Source organism: Streptomyces sp. NBC_01288, assembly GCF_035982055.1.
Lineage (GTDB): Bacteria > Actinomycetota > Actinomycetes > Streptomycetales > Streptomycetaceae > Streptomyces.
Genome location: NZ_CP108427.1, coordinates 1839960 through 1856148 on the forward strand (window position 1 = coordinate 1839960; position 16189 = coordinate 1856148).

The following is a 16189-nucleotide window of genomic DNA, read 5'->3' on the forward strand; positions in this document are numbered from 1 at the left end:
CACTTGCTAGGCCGTCCTCAGGAAGCGGTCCAGGACACGGACGCCGAAGTGCAGTGCCTCGACGGGGACGCGTTCGTCGACTCCGTGGAACAGTGCCTGGTAGTCGAAGCCCTCGGGGAGCTTCAGCGGTGCGAAGCCGTAGCCGGTGATGCCGAGGCGCGAGAACTGTTTGGCGTCCGTGCCGCCCGACATGCAGTACGGGACCACATGCCCTTCGGGCGCGAACTCCTCGACGGCGGCCCGCATCCGAGCGTAGGTCAGGGAGTCGACCGGTGCCTGGAGGGCCACTTCGCGGTGGTGGAACTCCCAGTCGACGTCGGGTCCGGTGAGCCGATCCAGGGTGGTGCGGAACTCGTCCTCGCCACCCGGGAGATAGCGTCCGTCGACATGGGCCACGGCCTCGCCGGGGATCACGTTGACCTTGTAACCGGCGTCCAGCATGGTCGGGTTGGCGCTGTTGCGGACCGTGGGCTCGACGAGTTTCGCCGCCGGGCCGAGCTTGGCGAGAAGGCCGTCGACGTCGTCGAGGTCGGCCTCGATGCCGTACAGGCCGGCGAGTTCGGTGAGGGCCGCGCGGACGGTCGGGGTGAGCCGTAGCGGCCATTCGTGTTCGCCGATGCGGGTGATCGCGGCGGCGAGACGCGTGACGGCGTTCTCGTGGTTGACCTTGGAGCCGTGACCCGCGCGACCGTGCGCGGTCAACTTCAGCCAGCCGGTGCCGCGTTCGCCGGCGGCGATGGGGTAGATCTCCCGGCCGGTGCCGTCGTGGAAGGTGAACGCGCCTGATTCGCTGATGCCTTCGGTGCAGCCCTCGAAGAGCCCGGCGTGCCGGTCTGCGAGGAAGCCGGAGCCGTCCTCGGCGCTCGCCTCCTCGTCGGCGGTGAACGCGATCACGAGGTCGCGCCGGGGCCGTACGCCCAGTCGGGCCCAGGCGCGGACGACGGCGAGGATCATCGCGTCCATGTTCTTCATGTCGACCGCGCCGCGCCCCCAGACGACGCCGTCGCGGATCTCGCCGGAGAAGGGGTGCACGCTCCACTCGTCGGCCTGCGCGGGCACGACGTCCAGGTGACCGTGGACGAGCAGGGCGTCCGCGGAGGGGTCGGTGCCCTCGATGCGGGCGACGACGTTGGTGCGGCCCTTGGAGCGTTCCAAGAGGGTGGGTTCGAGCCCCGCACCTGCCAGTTGCCCGGCCGCGTACTCGGCCGCGGGTCTCTCCTGGCAGTCGCCGCCGCCCCGGTTGGTCGTGTCGATGCGGATCAGGTCCGAGGTGAACGTCACGACCTCGTCCAGAGCCCGCTGGTCGATGTCAGCCATACTGCTCCTCCACCGCGGCCGAGACGATCGTGGTGACCGCCTTGAAGGTCCGGATGCCCTCGTACATGGTGTCGTGGGTGTACGCCACCTTCCGCTCCCCGACCCGTGCGACTCCGGGGACCACGGTGGCGGCCATCGCGAGGTGTTCGGCGTCGAATTCGAGGGCGACGGTGAACGGGCCACCCCGCACCGGTTCCTGACGGACCGCCAGTTTCGCCGCCTCCTTCGCCGCCTCGCGGATGTCGGCGGCCGTCCTGGCCGGCGTGCGGCACACGGCCGCGTACCGCGACACATGGTCCTTGACGGCCACCTTCAGCGCCTCGGGCGCGTACCCGAGGGCGTCCTCGCAGGCCACGTCGTCACCCGTGACCAGGACCACCGGTACCCCGTACTCGGCGACGACATGCGCGTTGAGGAGTCCCTCGCTCGCGCGCACGTCGTTCAGCCACACGCCGGTGATCGAGTTCGCGAGGTAGGTGTGGGCGAGGACGCCCTCCATGCCGGCGCCCGCGTGGTAGCCGACGAACGCGATGCCGTCGACATCGCCATGCTGCACGCCCTCCACCATGGAGAGGGACTTGTGGCGCCCGGTGAGCATCTCGGTGCGCTCGTCGAGTTGTTCGAGCAGCAGGTTGCGCATCGTCCAGTGGGCCTCGTTGACGAGCACCTCGTCGGCGCCGCCGTCGTAGAAGCCGAGGACGGCCGCGTTCACGTCCGAGGTGAACATCGAGCGGCACCGCTCCCACTGCGGTGTCCCCGGCAACACGTCGGCCGGCCAGGTGACGCCGGTCGCACCCTCCATGTCGGCGCTGATGAGGATCTTCATGGGGCATCACGTTACGCGTCGACGAGGAATCCGCCAGGAAGAAGCGGTGCGGAATTGAACGACATTAGATCGCGCAAGATTTTGCGCGACTTGCGTTCACTTTCGTTCAGTAGACGCAAGCGCACGCAAGCCAACTCCCGCGTAACTCCAGGGCGGTGAGTGCTTCTGGTGAATATTGTGCTGTTCCAGCTGTAGACCCGCTCACCTTGCTCTGCAATATTTCGATGAAACAACGCAAAAACCTGCCTCTCAGAGGCAGCATGCACCTCGTCACCTCGCACCTTTCTGCTCCTGCACCACTCCCTCCGCCAGGAACGAGCCGCCCTCGCCGCCCCCACCGGCGCGCGAGCCTCCGCAGGAAGTGACCCGTATGACTCGACCGACTCGACACAAGCAGAGATCCCCCAGACGGCGCGCGGCCGTCGCCGTGCTCGCCTCCGCCGTGATGGTGCTGGGCCTGCCCGCCGTAGGCGCGCACGCGGCCGGCGGTCCCAACGTCGCCGCGGACGCGAAGACGACCGCGGGCAGCACCCGCGGCGCGCACAAGGCCACCGCCATCACCGACGGCGACACCGACACCTACTGGCAGGCCGGGAAGAAGTCGGCCCAGTGGGTGCAGACCGACCTCGGGAAGAGTGAGCGCGTCCGGCAGGTCGTGCTGCGGCTGCCCGAGGGCTGGCAGACCCGTAAGCAGACGCTGGCGCTCCAGGGCAGCGACGACGGCAAGAGCTTCGCGACGCTCAAGTCGTCGGCGCAGTACGTCTTCAGCCCGGGTGACGACAACACCGTGAAGATCTCGGTGCCTTCGACCCTGGCCCGGTACGTGCGGGCCGACTTCAGCGCCAACTCGGTCGCCGGTACGGCCCAGTTGGCCGAGATGCAGGTCCTCACGGCCACCGCCGAGACCGCCAACCTCGCCCAGGGCAAGCCCTTCAGCGAGAGCGGGCACGCCGATGTCTACGGCGCGGCCAACGCCGGTGACGGCAACCGGAACACCTACTGGGAGAGCACGAACAACGCGTTCCCGCAGTGGCTCCAGGTCGACCTCGGCTCGTCGGTCAAGGTCAACCAGGTGACGTTGCGGCTGCCCAGTAGCTGGCCGAGCCGTAACCAGACGCTCAAGATCCAGGGGTCGACCGACAACCAGAACTTCACCGACCTGACGGCCTCGAAGGCGTACACCTTCGACAGTTCCACCGACCAGTCGACGACCATCGCCTTCGACGCGACGACCACGCGGTACGTGCGGGTGCTGATCACGGCGAACACCGGCTGGCCCGCCGGGCAGGTGTCCGAGCTGGAGGTCTACGGACCGGCGACCGGTGACACGCAGGCGCCCACCGCGCCGACGAACCTGAGTTACACCGAACCGGCCACCGGGCAGATCGAGTTGAACTGGGCCGCGGCCACCGACGACACGGCGGTGACCGGCTACGACATCTACGCCAACGGGCAGTTGAGGTCGAGCGTCGCCGGGAACGTCCTGACGTACACGGACACGCAGCCGGCCGGCAGCGACATCACGTACTTCGTGCGGGCCAAGGACGCGGCGGGCAACGTCTCCGCCAACAGCAACAGTGTGACCCGCAAGGGCTCGACCGGCGACACCCAGGCCCCGACCGCGCCGGGCAACCTCGCCTACACGCAGTCGGGCAGCGACGTGAAGCTGACCTGGCAGGCGTCGAGCGACAACGTGCAGGTCACCGGGTACGACATCTACGCGAACGACCAGGTGGTCAAGTCCGTTGCAGGGGACGTGACTTCGTACACCGACACCCCTTCGGCGACTGCCACCGTCACCTACTACGTGAAGGCGAAGGACGCCGCCGGGAACGTGTCGGTGGCGAGCAACAGCGTCACCCGGGCCGGTAACGGTGCGGGCTCCGACCTCGCGCAGGGCAAGCCCATCGAGGCCTCCTCGTACACCTTCACCTATGTCGCCGCGAACGCCAACGACGGCCAGATCGCGACCTATTGGGAGGGCGGGGGCGGTGCCTACCCGGCCACCCTCACCACCAAGCTGGGTGCCAACGCCGACCTCAGCCAGGTCGTCGTCAAGCTGAACCCCGACCCCGCGTGGTCGACGCGTACGCAGAACATCCAGGTGCTGGGCCGGGACCAGGACGCGACCGCGTTCACGAGTCTCGTCGCGGCGAAGGACTACGTCTTCAACCCGGCCAGCGGCAACACGGTGACCATCCCGGTCTCCGGCGCCGCCGCCGACATCCAGCTCAAGTTCGCCTCCAACACCGGTGCCCCGGGCGGTCAGGTCGCCGAGTTCCAGGTGATCGGCACCCCGGCCGCCAACCCGGACCTCAAGGTCACCGGCATCACCCACACGCCCGCGGCCCCGGTCGAGTCGGACGCCATCAGCCTGACGGCGACGGTCACCAACAGCGGCAGCAAGGCGTCCAAGGCCACCGACCTCAACTTCACGCTCGGCGGCACGAAGGCCGCCACGGCGGACGTACCGGCCCTCGCGGCGGGCGCGTCGACGACGGTCACGGCGAGCATCGGCACCCGGGACGCGGGGAGTTACCCGCTCGGCGCCGAGGTGGACCCGTCCAACAAGGTCATCGAGCAGAACGAGGGCAACAACGTCTACACCGCCCCCGACGCCCTCGTCGTCAAGCCGGTCTCCAGCTCCGACCTGGTCGCCGCGCCGGTCGCCTGGACCCCGTCGAGCCCCTCGGCGGGCGACAACGTCACGTTCACCGTGGCGATCAAGAACCAGGGTTCGATCGACTCGGCCGCCGGCTCCCACGGCGTCACGCTGACGCTCCTGGACGCCAACGGCGCCACCGTCAAGACACTCACCGGCTCCTACAGCGGCACGATCGCCGCCGGCCAGACGACCGCACCGGTCAGCCTCGGCTCCTGGACGGCCGTCAACGGCAAGTTCACCGTCAAGACGGTCATCGCCGACGACACCAACGAACTCCCGGTCAAGCGGACCAACAACACCACCACGCAGAACCTGTTCGTCGGCCGCGGCGCCGACATGCCCTACGACATGTACGAAGCCGAGGACGGCACAGTGGGCGGCGGCGCCCAGGTCGTCGGACCGAACCGCACCATCGGCGACATCGCCGGGGAGGCGAGCGGCCGCAAGGCGGTGACCCTCAACTCGACCGGCCAGTACGTCGAATGGACCACCCGCGCGGCGACCAACACCCTGGTCACCCGCTTCTCCATCCCCGACGGCACCGACACCACCCTCGACGTCTACGTCGACGGCCAGTTCCTCAAGGCCATCGACCTCACCTCCAAGTACGCCTGGCTGTACGGCGCCGAGACCGCGCCCGGCAACTCGCCGAGCTCCGGTGCCCAGCGCCACATCTACGACGAGGCGAATCTCCTGCTGGGCAAGACAGTTCCGGCCGGTTCCAAGATCCGGCTCCAGAAGGACGCGGCCAACACGTCGCCCACGTACGCGATCGACTTCATCAACACCGAGCAGGCGACGGCGACTCCGAACCCCGACCCGGCCGCCTACGTGGTCCCGGCCGGCTTCGCGCAGCAGGACGTGCAGAACGCGCTCGACACGGTCCGCATGGACACCACGGGCAAGCTCGTCGGCGTCTATCTGCCCGCCGGCGACTACGAGACCTCCAGCAAGTTGCAGGTCTACGGCAAGGCGGTCAAGGTTGTCGGAGCCGGGTCGTGGTTCACCCGCTTCCACGCTCCCGCCTCGCAGGAGAACACCGATGTCGGCATCCGGGCCGAGGCCACCGCGAACGGTTCGTCGTTCACCGGCTTCGCCTACTTCGGGAACTACACGTCCCGAATCGACGGTCCAGGAAAGGTCTTCGACTTCTCCAACGTCTCCAACATCACCATCGACGACATCTGGGTCGAGCACATGGTGTGCATGTACTGGGGCGCCAACACCGACAGCATGACCATCAAGAACTCCCGCATCCGTGACACGTTCGCCGACGGCATCAACATGACGAACGGCTCCACGGACAACCACGTCGTCAACAACGACGCCCGGGCCACGGGTGACGACAGCTTCGCGCTCTTCTCCGCGATCGACGCGGGCGGTTCCGACGAGAAGAACAACCTCTACGAGAACCTGACGTCGACACTCACCTGGCGTGCGGCCGGTATCGCGGTCTACGGCGGCTTCGACAACACCTTCCGCAACATCAGGGTCGCCGACACCCTGGTCTACTCCGGCATCACGATCTCCTCGCTGGACTTCGGCTACCCGATGAACGGCTTCGGGACCGATCCGACGACCATCGAGAACGTCTCCCTGGACAGAACGGGCGGCCACTTCTGGGGCTCCCAGGTCTTCCCGGCCATCTGAGCGTTCTCGGCCTCGAAGGTCTTCCAGGGCATCCGGGTCAACGACGTGGACATCGACAACTCCACGTACGGCGGAGTGATGTTCCAGACCAACTACGTAGGCGGACAAGCACAGTTCCCGGTGAAGGACACGATCTTCACCGACATCTCCATCACCAACTCCAAGAAGAGCGGAGACGCGTTCGACGCCAAGTCCGGGTGGGGCATCTGGGCCAACGAACTGCCCGAACCCGGTCAGGGACCCGCCGTCGGGTCGGCGACCTTCGTCAACCTGCGGATGAGCGGCAACGCCCAGGACATCCGCAACACCACGTCCACCTTCACGATCAACGTCCAGTAACTCCCTCCAGGAGAAGCTGAAGCGGGGCCGCCCTTCCTGACGAGGGCGGCCCCGTTTCGCGATGTGTCCGTCGTACCTACCAGCCGACGGCGACCAGGAGCCACTGCGGGTTGGCGTGCGAGATGAACGAGGACTGGCCCGCGACGTCGTCGTAAGGGAAGCCGTAGGCAAGCTGGTTGATGGCGTTGTCGTGCCAGAACTTGGCGTAGTAGTTCGCGGGCGCCGCCTTGTAGAACTGCGCCGGGTCGGACTGCTGCGAAGCCGGCAGCGTCGCCACATGCCGGTTGAGTCCGGCACACATGTCAGGGTTGGCGGCCAACGAGCCCGCGCAGCCGAAGATGTCGGAGGTGGCCGCGTTCACGCCGACCGACTGGGCGTACGACGTGAAGTAGTTGGCGTTGGCGCCGCCCGCGCGGAAGCTCGGGTCGCTGCCGGGCGCGATGATCCGGTACGGCGCCTGGGTCTGGGCCAGCACCTTGAACTGGGCCGGCACCGCGTCCGTGAACCGCTGGAAGGTGGTCGCGCGGTCCTCGGCGAAGGTCGCCCGGTTCTCGCCGACCTCCGTGTCGTAACCGTCCTTGCTGTGCAGGCGCATGGCGAGCTTGAGGCCGAAGGCGTCGACGCGGGTGGTGTTGCCGTTGAAGACGTTGCCGCCGACCGTGAACTCGATGAAGTCGTAGTAGGAGCTGGTGGGCGAGCCCAGGTAGAAGTACATGCGGCCCGCGGAGTTGGCGGGCATGTCGAGGTAGGGCTGCTCGGCGATGGAGTGCGTCTGCCCGTTGAAGCTCCAGTACACCTGGCTGTCCGGGTACTTGCCGTTGGTGCGGTTGAGGATCTTCACCTCCACGGCGTTGTTGGCCGCCGGGATGTCACTGGTGCTGCCCCAGAAGTCGTCGGGCGGGGTGGTGCTGCCGGGGCCGTAGACCTGGAACTCCCAGAGGGAGTAGCCCCATTGGGTGGCGCGGGCGGTGCCGTACAGGCGGACGTAGCGGCCGCTGCCGGTGACGGTGAGGTTCTGGGTGCCGCCGGTGGCGGTCGTGGTGGAGTAGACCGTGGTCCAGGTGGTCGCGTCGGTGGAGGTCTGGATCTGGTAGCCGGTGGCGTACGCGGCCTCCCAGTTGAGCGAGACGCGGGTGATCTGCTGGACCGTTCCAAGGTCCACCTGAAGCCACTGCGGGTCGGCGAAGGCGGACGACCAGCGGGTGCCGGTGTTGCCGTCGACGGCCGCGCTCGCGGGGAAGGACGCGCTCTCGGTCGAGGACGCGGTGGCGGGCCGTCCCTGGGACAGCAACTGGTCGGCGGCGCGGGCGGGTGAGGGGCTCAGGGCGGCGAAGAAGGCGACGATCAGGACGACGGCCAGACCGAGAGCCGTACGGGAGCGCACGGCTCCGGTCGGCGGTCTGGCGGATGTACCGGCGGGCATCTGCACGGGGGGTCTCCTCAGCGGGGTTGGGAGCGCTCTCCCCGGGTTGTAGTCCCGCCCTCGCCCGTCGTCAACAACTGAAGCCGAATGAACGGCAGTTCGTCGATGCGGGCGCCCAGGGCCGGGCATCCGTTCAGGACCCGACCACGGATCCTGCTCCGATCGGCCCTCTTCCTCCATCACTTGACGCGTCCGGTACGGACCTTTCCGCAGGTGGCAGAGTGGTCACCGGAACATCGCACGCACGGCGAGAACAGTCTTGGGAGAGAAGTCCGTTGAACTCCGGCACCACGGTCCCCGACAGCTACTACGAGCGCATCGACGAGCACCGCTACAAGCCCACCGCCCACGCGGGCGGCGCCTGGGACCCGGACGAGCTGCACTTCAGCCCGCTCGGCGGGCTCGTCGTCCACGCCATCGAGCGCCGGCTGGCGCAGCGGCCGGGCGGCGACGGGCTCGTGATGGCGCGGATCAGTTACGACATCCTGGGCCGGCTCGCCCTAGACGAGTGCGAGATCCAGGTGGAGGTGGTCCGCCCCGGCCGCACGATCGAACTGGTCGAAGCCGTGGTGCTGGTCGCCGACCGGCCGGTGGTGCGGGCCCGGGCCTGGTTCCTCGCCGCGATCGACACCTCCGGCGTCGCGGGCGGCTCCGACGAACGCCTCACCCCTCCCGAGGAGTTGGCCCCCTGGGAGATGAGCGCGCTGTGGCCCGGCGGATACATCGCCTCCGTGGACGTACGACCGCTCGCGCCACCCCGGCCGGGCCGTACGACCGCCTGGATCTCCACCCGGCACGCCCTCGTCGCCGGTGAGCCCAGCAGCCCGCTGGCGTCCTATCTCGCGCTCGTCGACACCGCGAACGGCATCGCCGTACGACAGCCGCCGACCGCCTGGATCTACCCGAACGTCGACCTGACCGTCCACCTGCACCGCCAACCCGTGGGCGACTGGACCGGGTTGGACACGACGGTCACCTTCGGGCCCACCGGTCAGGGTCTGACGAGCACGGTCCTGCACGACGTCGACGGCCCCGTGGGGCACGCGCTACAGATGCTCACCGTGCGGCCCGCGCCCGAGCGGTGAGCGCGGTTCGTTTGCCGTGCGGAAGCGGGAGGCGTCTCAACTCGCCGCGGAGACCGCTTCCCAGGTCGCCTCGGGGTCGAGGTGCAGTGCCGGCCGGGCCCGCTTGAACTCGGCGGCCAGCGCCTCGACGTCCGGGAGTCCGTCGACGGACGCGGCGAAACCGCGGAACAGGGTCGAGCAGTACTCGGCGGACAGGAACGCGGCGTCCCACCGGCCCTCCGGCCGCACCCACTGGTAGGTGTGGTGGTGGAGGTTGACGAACTGCCGGGTGGCCAGGTCGAGTTCGACCGCGCGGAAGGTCCCCTCCTCGACGGCCTCCGTGAGCAGGCCGGTGATCAGCCGCTCGAAGTCGGCGCGTTGGCGCAGCACCGTCTCCAACTCCGCGCCGCCGAGGCTGCGGTAGTCGTGCTCGTAGACCCAGATGTGGTCGAGCCGGCGGAAGATGATCGTCAGCAACGACTCGGACAGCAGCCGCAGTCGCAGCAGGGGCGTCTCGTCGAGGGCCGCGATCTCCTGGGCGCGGGCCAGCAGCGGTCCGAGGACCCGGGACTGGATCTCGATGAGCAGGTTCTCCTTGGAGCCGATGTAGTAGTACAGGGCGCCTTTGGCGAGTCCGACCGCGCGGCCCAGGTCGTTGATGGAGGTCGCCGCGTAGCCCTGCCGCGCGAACAGGGAGGCGGCGGTGTCGATGATCTTCTGGCGTCTGATCTCGAAGCCCGGCCCGTGACCCGGCGGTCCTGGCATGTCTGCTCTCCCCTGTGTGACGACGTGCGGACCGTCCCGGGCCCGCACGGGCGCCGGATCGTGGCACGCCCAGGGCATCGCACCACACCGGCACCGGCTCCGCGCAAGGGGACCAACAACAGGAGACGTACCGCTTTCAGGCGGTGCGGCTCGCGATCACCCACTTCGACGGCAGTTCGATACGCGCGCCGTCCGCGGTGAACTCGGTGGTGATCAGCGGCAGTTCGCCGCTCGCGATGACGGTGAGGCCGGCCGCGCGCAGGAGTTCCGGCACCTCGTCGTCGGGCACCTCGCCGGGGGCGATGCCGTGGCGGAGGACCGGGGCGAGTTTCGCCGGCGGGCCCGCCGGGTCCTGGGCCAGTTCGCCGAGGATCGGGCGGGCGGCCTCGGAGAGTTCGACGAGGAAGGCGTGGCCGCGCTCGCCGATGAGCGTGGCGATTCCTTCCACCAGCGGCTGCCGGTCGTCGGGCTCGACCTGGTGCAGTACGCCCCTCATGTAGACGTTGGCGTCGCCGAGTTCGGCGTGCAGGGTCTCGACCTCGGTCTTGTCGGCGGCGTCCAGCAGTCGGTAGGCCGCCTGCCCCGCCGGGTCGTCGTGCCGGGCGTGGTCGAGGGCCGCGGCGGACAGGTCGGCGCCGACGACATGGCTGAACCGGTCGGCGAGGAACCGGGTCTGCGTGCCGTTGCCGCAGCCGAGGTCCACCATCTGAAGGCCGGGGTCGCGCAACTTAGGCTCGAACAGGGCGAGATGGAGCCCCACTGTCTGCGCCGCGGCCGCGTCCCAGAAGACGGCTCCCTGTCCGTCGGGCGCCTCGCGCCAGAAACCTTCCCAGGCCTCCCGGTACCGACTGGTCACGCTCATGCCCAACTCCCCAGGATGCGAGGCCGTTCCGCCATAAGTGACGGGCCAGTACGGTCTATCGCGCCCCGGTCCTGCTCACAAGCACACGGCGCATTCCTTCACCGCTCTTTCGACCGGTGTACGCCGTTGTGCGCCCCTTGTGCCCCGCCTGTCGCGCCCGCTTCAGCGGCGGGGCAGGGTGAGTTCGAACCAGACGGTCTTGCCCGTGGTCGTACGGCTGGCGCCCCACTCGCGGGCGAGCACGCCGACCAGGTGCAGTCCGCGGCCGAACTCGTCGTCGGGGCCCGCGCCGAGCAGGGACGGCAGGGTGGGGTCGTCGTCGTCCACCTCGCACATCAGCGTGTCGCCGCGCACCAGGCGCAGTGCGATGCGGCGGCGGTGGGAGTGCCGTACGGCGTTGGTGACCAGTTCGCCGGCCAACAGGGCGGCGGTGTCGGCGAGTTTGGGCAGGCCCCACTCGTGGAGCTGTTCGCGGACCACCGCGCGGGCCCGGCCGGCCTCGACCGGGTCGACGGTGAGCCGCCACTCGGTGACGTCGTCCGGCTCGATGCCGTTGAGGCGGGCCATCAGGAGCGCGACGTCGTCCTTGCGGCCGCCGCGGGTGTTGAGGGTGCGGATGATGGTGTCGCAGGCGTCGTCCATGGACGCGGCCGGATGCGCGGCCGACTCGCTCAGGGCCGCGAGTCCTACGCCGATGTCCTCGCCGCGCACCTCGACGAGACCATCGGTGCACATCACGAGCCGGTCGCCGGGCTCCACGCGCACGCGTACCGCCTCGAAGGGCACCCCGCCGACGCCGATGGGCGCGCCGGTGGGCAGGTCGAGCAGTTCGCTGCGGCCGTCCACGGCACGCACGATCACCGGCGGGATGTGGCCCGCGTTGCCTATGTGGAGTTCGCTCGCGATCGGGTCGTAGACGACGTACAGGCAGGTCGCGAGGTACGAGTCGCCGAGGCGCTGCGCCAGGTCGTCGAGGTTGCGCAGGAGTTGGGCGGGCGGGAGGTCCATGGCGGCCATGGTCTGCACGGCGGTGCGCAACTGGCCCATCATGGCGGCCGAGTTGAGGCCGTGGCCCATGACGTCGCCGACGACGAGCGCGGTGCGGGCGCCGGGCAGTTTCACCGAGTCGAACCAGTCGCCGCCGACCCGTCCGAGCAGCGTGCCGGGCAGATAGCGGGTGGCGATGTCGCAGCCCGCCATGCGCGGCGGGATGTGCGGCAGCATGCTGTCCTGGAGGGTCTCGGCGACGCTCTCCTGGTAGGTGTACATGCGCGCGTTGTCGAGCACGAGGCCCGCGCGGGCGGCGAGTTCGGCGCCGGTGACGCGGTCCATGTCGTTGAACTCGACGCGCTCCGGGTGGCGCAACAGGATCATGAAGCCGAGGACGACGTTGCGGGCCTTGAGCGGGACGACCAGCATGGAGCGGCCGGTGATCAGCGGCCTGATGTCGCGCTTCTCGAACTGCGAGGCGATCATGTGCCCCATCTGCTCGCTGATGCGCGGCACGAGGACGGGTTCGCCGGTGGTCATGCACTGGAAGAACGGGGTGTGGGCCGGGAACGGCATGGCCTCGCCGACCGGTACGACGTCGTCCCAGCGGCCGGGTTCGTCGGTGTGCTCCAGGGCGACCCGGTGCCACATGGTGGTGGTGTCGGGCACGCCGTCCGGGAACCCCTCGCCGGCGACGACCTGTTCGCGGAGGTACGTGCCCGCGACGTCCGTGAACTTGGGGACGACGGCCTTGCTGACCTCGACGATGGTCTGCGCGAGGTCGAGCGAGGTGCCGATGCGGCCGCTGACCTCGTTGAGGAACTCCAACCGCTCGCGTACGGCGACGTATTCGAGGTCCTCGCCCTCGTCCGCGATCTCCTGCGGCACGGGCAGGCCTTCGGCGACCGCGAGGGCGGCGCGCTCGCGGCGGGCCTTGCGCTCGGCGCGGCGGGCGACGCCCCAGTCGGGGGTCACCGGCACCCGCTCGTTCTGGCTGAACTCCAGGACGGGATAGCCCAGTTCGAGGACCTGGGCGACGATACGGGCGCTCTCGTCGACGCTCATGCTGGGCAGGATCTCGGGGAGCCTGCGGGCGAGTTCGTCGGCCCCGGGGAAGTCGGTGTGCAGGGCGAAGCCCGGTGCTATGCGCTCGAAGGCGCGGTCCCCTTCGGGGAGGTCCTGGCGCAGGCCGCCCGCGTCGGCGGCGAGCACCAACAGCCGTTCCTGTCCGGGGCCGACGAGCGGATACGCCCACCACAGGACGTCCACGCGGTCGCTCCCCCAGCCTTCGGCCGCGGGCACCCCCGTCTCGCCTCGCTCGGGGACGGTGAGGCGGGCGCGTCCGGCGGCCGGGTAGGACAGGCGGCCGTCGAGGGAGGACTCCAGGTCGGGGCCGAGTCCGTCGTAGGCGGTGAACCCGCCGTAGGGGCTGATCTCCTCGTCGTCGGGCAGGGCGCCGGAGACGGGGAGCAGGTCGAGGGCCGTCTGGCCGATCGCCTCTTCCTTCGTGGCGCCGAACAGACGTCGGGCACCGCGGCTCCAGTGCGAGACGAGGCCGTCGCGGTCGATGAGGATCACGGCGAGGGGGACACGGCCCGTCGCCGTGTGTTCGAGCACCACGTCGTCCCCGGCCCCGCGGCCGGGAGGTGTCTCCCGCTCGGTGCCACGGTCCATGGCCCAGGCCCTCTCTCCCCACGGCTCCGCAAGATCTGTACCGCCACCGACCACGCTACGGGGGCGGCCGGTGGCGATGTGTGGCATTCCTGGAATTGGTTCCACTCCATCGCACCGGCGTGCGCCTCCGCGCTCTGTGGGGCGGGAGTTCAGTCCTCGTGCCCGAGTTGGAGGTCGCGCTCGGTGCGTCCCCCGCCCGCCACTTGGAGCACGGTGGCCACGGGCGGGTACCCGGCGGCGATCACCGTGTACTCGCCGGAGGACAGGTCGATGAACCGGAACGTTCCGTCGGGTCCCGTGGTGAGGGTGTCCACGACATTGCCGGCCGCGTCGAGGAGCGTCACGCGCGCGTCCTCGACGGGCCGTCCGCCGCTCGCCCTGACGGTGCCGCGCAGGACGGCGCCGCCGGCGAGTTCGACGTCCTGGCGGGTCTCGCGGGACGCCTGGACGCTGACGGGGAGCGCGGCCGGGCGGAACGCGGGCGCGCTGGCCGCGAGGGTGTACTCGCCGGCCACCAACTCGCTGATCACGTAGGTGCCTTCGCGCCCGCTGCGGGTACTGGCCACGACCTCGCCGTGCACGTTGGTGAGTGTCACGGCGGCCTCCCGCACCGGGGTGCCGTCCGCGGTGAGCACGCTCCCGGCGAGGCGTCCGGCGCCGCCGAGGACGACGTCCAGCTCCACGGGCCGCTCGCCGACGGTCACGGACACCGCCTGCGGCTGGTGCCCGCCGGCCGCCGCGATCAGGACGTACGACCCGGAGCCGGGCGTCGACAGCGCGTACCGCCCGTCCGCGCCGCTGGCACCTCGCCCGATCTGCTGTCCGGAGACGTCGATGAGGGTGAGCGCGGCCCGGGGCACGACGGTCCCGTCGGGGTGCTGCACCGTGCCGCAGACCGGGATTCCGGCCGCGTACGACGAGCGAAGCGAGATGGGGGTCCCCCCGGCCGAAGGCTGGGGGAGGGCCTGCGGGATGGGGGAGTTGAGGGGCGCGACCTCGGACATCTCGGCGGGGGCGTTGTGGGACACCAGCGGTTTCTCCTTGAGGAAGAAGGCGATGAGCAGGCCGAGGGCGAGCACCGGCACCAGGTAGAGGAAGATCCGCGGCATGGCGTCGGCGTACGCCTGGATGTAGCCGTCGCGCAGGGCCGGGGGCAGCGTGTGGACGAGCTGCGGGGTGATGGACTCGGGGTCGGGCAGACCGGCACCCGCGCGCGGGGGGATGCGGTCGCGCAGGGCGTCGGTGAGCCGGTTCGCGAACAGGGTGCCGAAGACGGCGGCGCCGACGCTGCCGCCGATCTGCCGGAAGTAGTTGTTGGCGCTGGTGGCGGTGCCGAGGTCGGCGGGCCGTACGGAGTTCTGCACGGCGAGGACGAGGACGGGCATCACCATGCCGATGCCGGCGCCGAGGACGGCCATCCAGACGCTGTACTGGAGCCGGGAGGTGTCGACTTCGAGGCGGGACAGCAGCCACATGCCCAGGGTCGCGAGGGCGCTGCCGAGGAGGGGGTAGATCTTGTAGCGGCCGGTGTGGCTGATGAGTTGCCCGGAGACGATGGACGCGCCGACGATGCCGCCCATCATGGGCAGCATCAGCAGCCCGGACTCGGTGGCGCTGGCCCCGTCGACCATCTGGAGGAAAGTCGGCAGATAACTGGCCGCCCCGAACAGTGCGACCCCGATCACCAGGCCCACGAGGGCGGTGACGTTGAAGACGGCGTCCTTGAACAGCCGTAGCGGGATGAGGGGTTCGGGCGCGAGCCGCTCGGCGACGAGGAACAGGACCGCGGCGGCCACGGCTCCGGCGCCGAGCCCGAGGATGACGTGCGAGCCCCAGGCGTACTCGGTGCCGCCCCAACTGGTCAGCAGGACCAGGCAGGTCGAGGCAGCGGCGAGCAGCAGCGCGCCAACGATGTCGAGGCGCGCCTTGACGGTCGGCTTCGGCAATTTCAGTACGGCGGTGACGACGGCGAACGTCACCACGCCGAACGGCACGTTGATGTAGAAGCACCACCTCCAGGAGAGGTGGTCGGTGAAGTACCCGCCGAGCAACGGCCCTGCCACGGAGGCGAGTCCGAAGGTGGCGCCGATCAGGCCCATGAACCGACCGCGCTCCCGAGGCGGCACGATGTCCGCGATGATCGCCTGCACGCCGATCATGAGCCCGCCCGCGCCGATGCCCTGCACCGCGCGGAACGCGATGAGTTGGTCCATGGACTGGGCGCGGCCCGAGAGCGCGGAGCCGATGACGAAGACGCCGATCGCGAACTGGAACACGCTCTTGCGGCCCAGGAGGTCGCCGAGTTTGCCGTAGACCGGCAGGCCGACCGTGGAGGTGAGGAGGTAGGCGGTGATCGCCCAGGACATCTTGTCCAGGCCGTGCAGTTCGCCGACGATCTTCGGGAGCGCGGTGGCGACGATCATCTGGTCGAGGGCCGCCAGCAGCAGCGCGAGCATCAGGCCGAGGAACACCAACCGCACGCGGCGCGGGCTCAGTTCGGCCTTCTCGACGGGTGCGGGGACGGGTGTCTCCGGGGGTGCCGGGGCCTGTTCGTCCTGCACCAGAGTCGTCCCGCCCACGTACCGCTCCCCTCGTCGCGCCTGCCGCACAATTC

At 69.6% G+C, this 16189-nt stretch carries 8 protein-coding genes and 1 pseudogene; 2 read left to right on the forward strand and 7 right to left on the reverse strand.

The genetic code is table 11. The annotated features are described in order from the left end of the window. Positions 1–6: 6 nt before the first annotated feature. Both OG194_RS08110 and OG194_RS08115 read right to left on the reverse strand, forming a co-directional pair. Entirely contained in the window at positions 7–1317 is a 1311-nt protein-coding gene (locus OG194_RS08110; protein WP_327400174.1) for a M20/M25/M40 family metallo-hydrolase, read from the reverse strand. Further along, positions 1310–2143, reverse strand: a complete 834-nt coding sequence (locus tag OG194_RS08115; RefSeq protein ID WP_327400175.1) for a M55 family metallopeptidase — start codon at positions 2141–2143, stop codon at positions 1310–1312. The genes OG194_RS08110 and OG194_RS08115 overlap by 8 nt, the downstream gene beginning before the upstream one ends. Before the next feature lie 370 nt (positions 2144–2513). On the opposite strand from OG194_RS08115, the pseudogene OG194_RS08120 reads away from it, so the two are divergent. Then, positions 2514–6797: pseudogene (locus OG194_RS08120) on the forward strand (discoidin domain-containing protein). A 76-nt stretch (positions 6798–6873) separates the two neighbouring features. Here the strand turns inward: OG194_RS08120 and OG194_RS08125 are convergent. Continuing rightward, a complete protein-coding gene (locus OG194_RS08125) occupies positions 6874–8220 on the reverse strand; it encodes a beta-1,3-glucanase family protein (protein ID WP_327407006.1) in 1347 nt (448 codons plus the stop codon). Positions 8221–8495: 275 nt separating this feature from the next. Here OG194_RS08125 and OG194_RS08130 point away from each other — a divergent pair, with 275 nt between their 5' ends. Next, positions 8496–9305, forward strand: a complete 810-nt coding sequence (locus OG194_RS08130) for a thioesterase family protein (RefSeq protein WP_327400176.1) — start codon at positions 8496–8498, stop codon at positions 9303–9305. A 36-nt stretch (positions 9306–9341) separates the two neighbouring features. Here OG194_RS08130 and OG194_RS08135 read toward each other — a convergent pair whose 3' ends face one another. The 4 genes from OG194_RS08135 to OG194_RS08150 all read right to left on the reverse strand — a co-directional run bounded on the left by OG194_RS08135 (position 9342) and on the right by OG194_RS08150 (position 16154). Beyond that, on the reverse strand, positions 9342–10049 hold the full coding sequence (locus OG194_RS08135; RefSeq protein ID WP_327400177.1) for a TetR/AcrR family transcriptional regulator: 708 nt from the start codon (positions 10047–10049) through the stop codon (positions 9342–9344). 136 nt (positions 10050–10185) lie between these two features. Continuing rightward, a complete protein-coding gene (locus OG194_RS08140; protein WP_327400178.1) occupies positions 10186–10911 on the reverse strand; it encodes a class I SAM-dependent methyltransferase in 726 nt (241 codons plus the stop codon). 162 nt (positions 10912–11073) lie between these two features. Continuing rightward, positions 11074–13575 (reverse strand): SpoIIE family protein phosphatase, encoded by a 2502-nt coding sequence (locus OG194_RS08145; RefSeq protein WP_327400179.1) that lies wholly within the window; start codon positions 13573–13575, stop codon positions 11074–11076. Positions 13576–13724: 149 nt separating this feature from the next. Beyond that, a complete protein-coding gene (locus tag OG194_RS08150; protein WP_327400180.1) occupies positions 13725–16154 on the reverse strand; it encodes an MFS transporter in 2430 nt (809 codons plus the stop codon). Between the last annotated feature and the right edge of the window lie 35 nt (positions 16155–16189).

Excerpts from the sequence above, each read along its gene's own strand:
- OG194_RS08135 (WP_327400177.1), bottom strand. The coding sequence starts at position 10,049 with ATGCCAGGACCGCCGGGTCACGGGCCGGGCTTCGAGATCAGACGCCAG.
- OG194_RS08110 (WP_327400174.1), bottom strand. The coding sequence starts at position 1,317 with ATGGCTGACATCGACCAGCGGGCTCTGGACGAGGTCGTGACGTTCACC.
- OG194_RS08145 (WP_327400179.1), bottom strand. The coding sequence starts at position 13,575 with ATGGACCGTGGCACCGAGCGGGAGACACCTCCCGGCCGCGGGGCCGGG.
- OG194_RS08125 (WP_327407006.1), bottom strand. The coding sequence starts at position 8,220 with ATGCCCGCCGGTACATCCGCCAGACCGCCGACCGGAGCCGTGCGCTCC.
- OG194_RS08140 (WP_327400178.1), bottom strand. The coding sequence starts at position 10,911 with ATGAGCGTGACCAGTCGGTACCGGGAGGCCTGGGAAGGTTTCTGGCGC.
- OG194_RS08115 (WP_327400175.1), bottom strand. The coding sequence starts at position 2,143 with ATGAAGATCCTCATCAGCGCCGACATGGAGGGTGCGACCGGCGTCACC.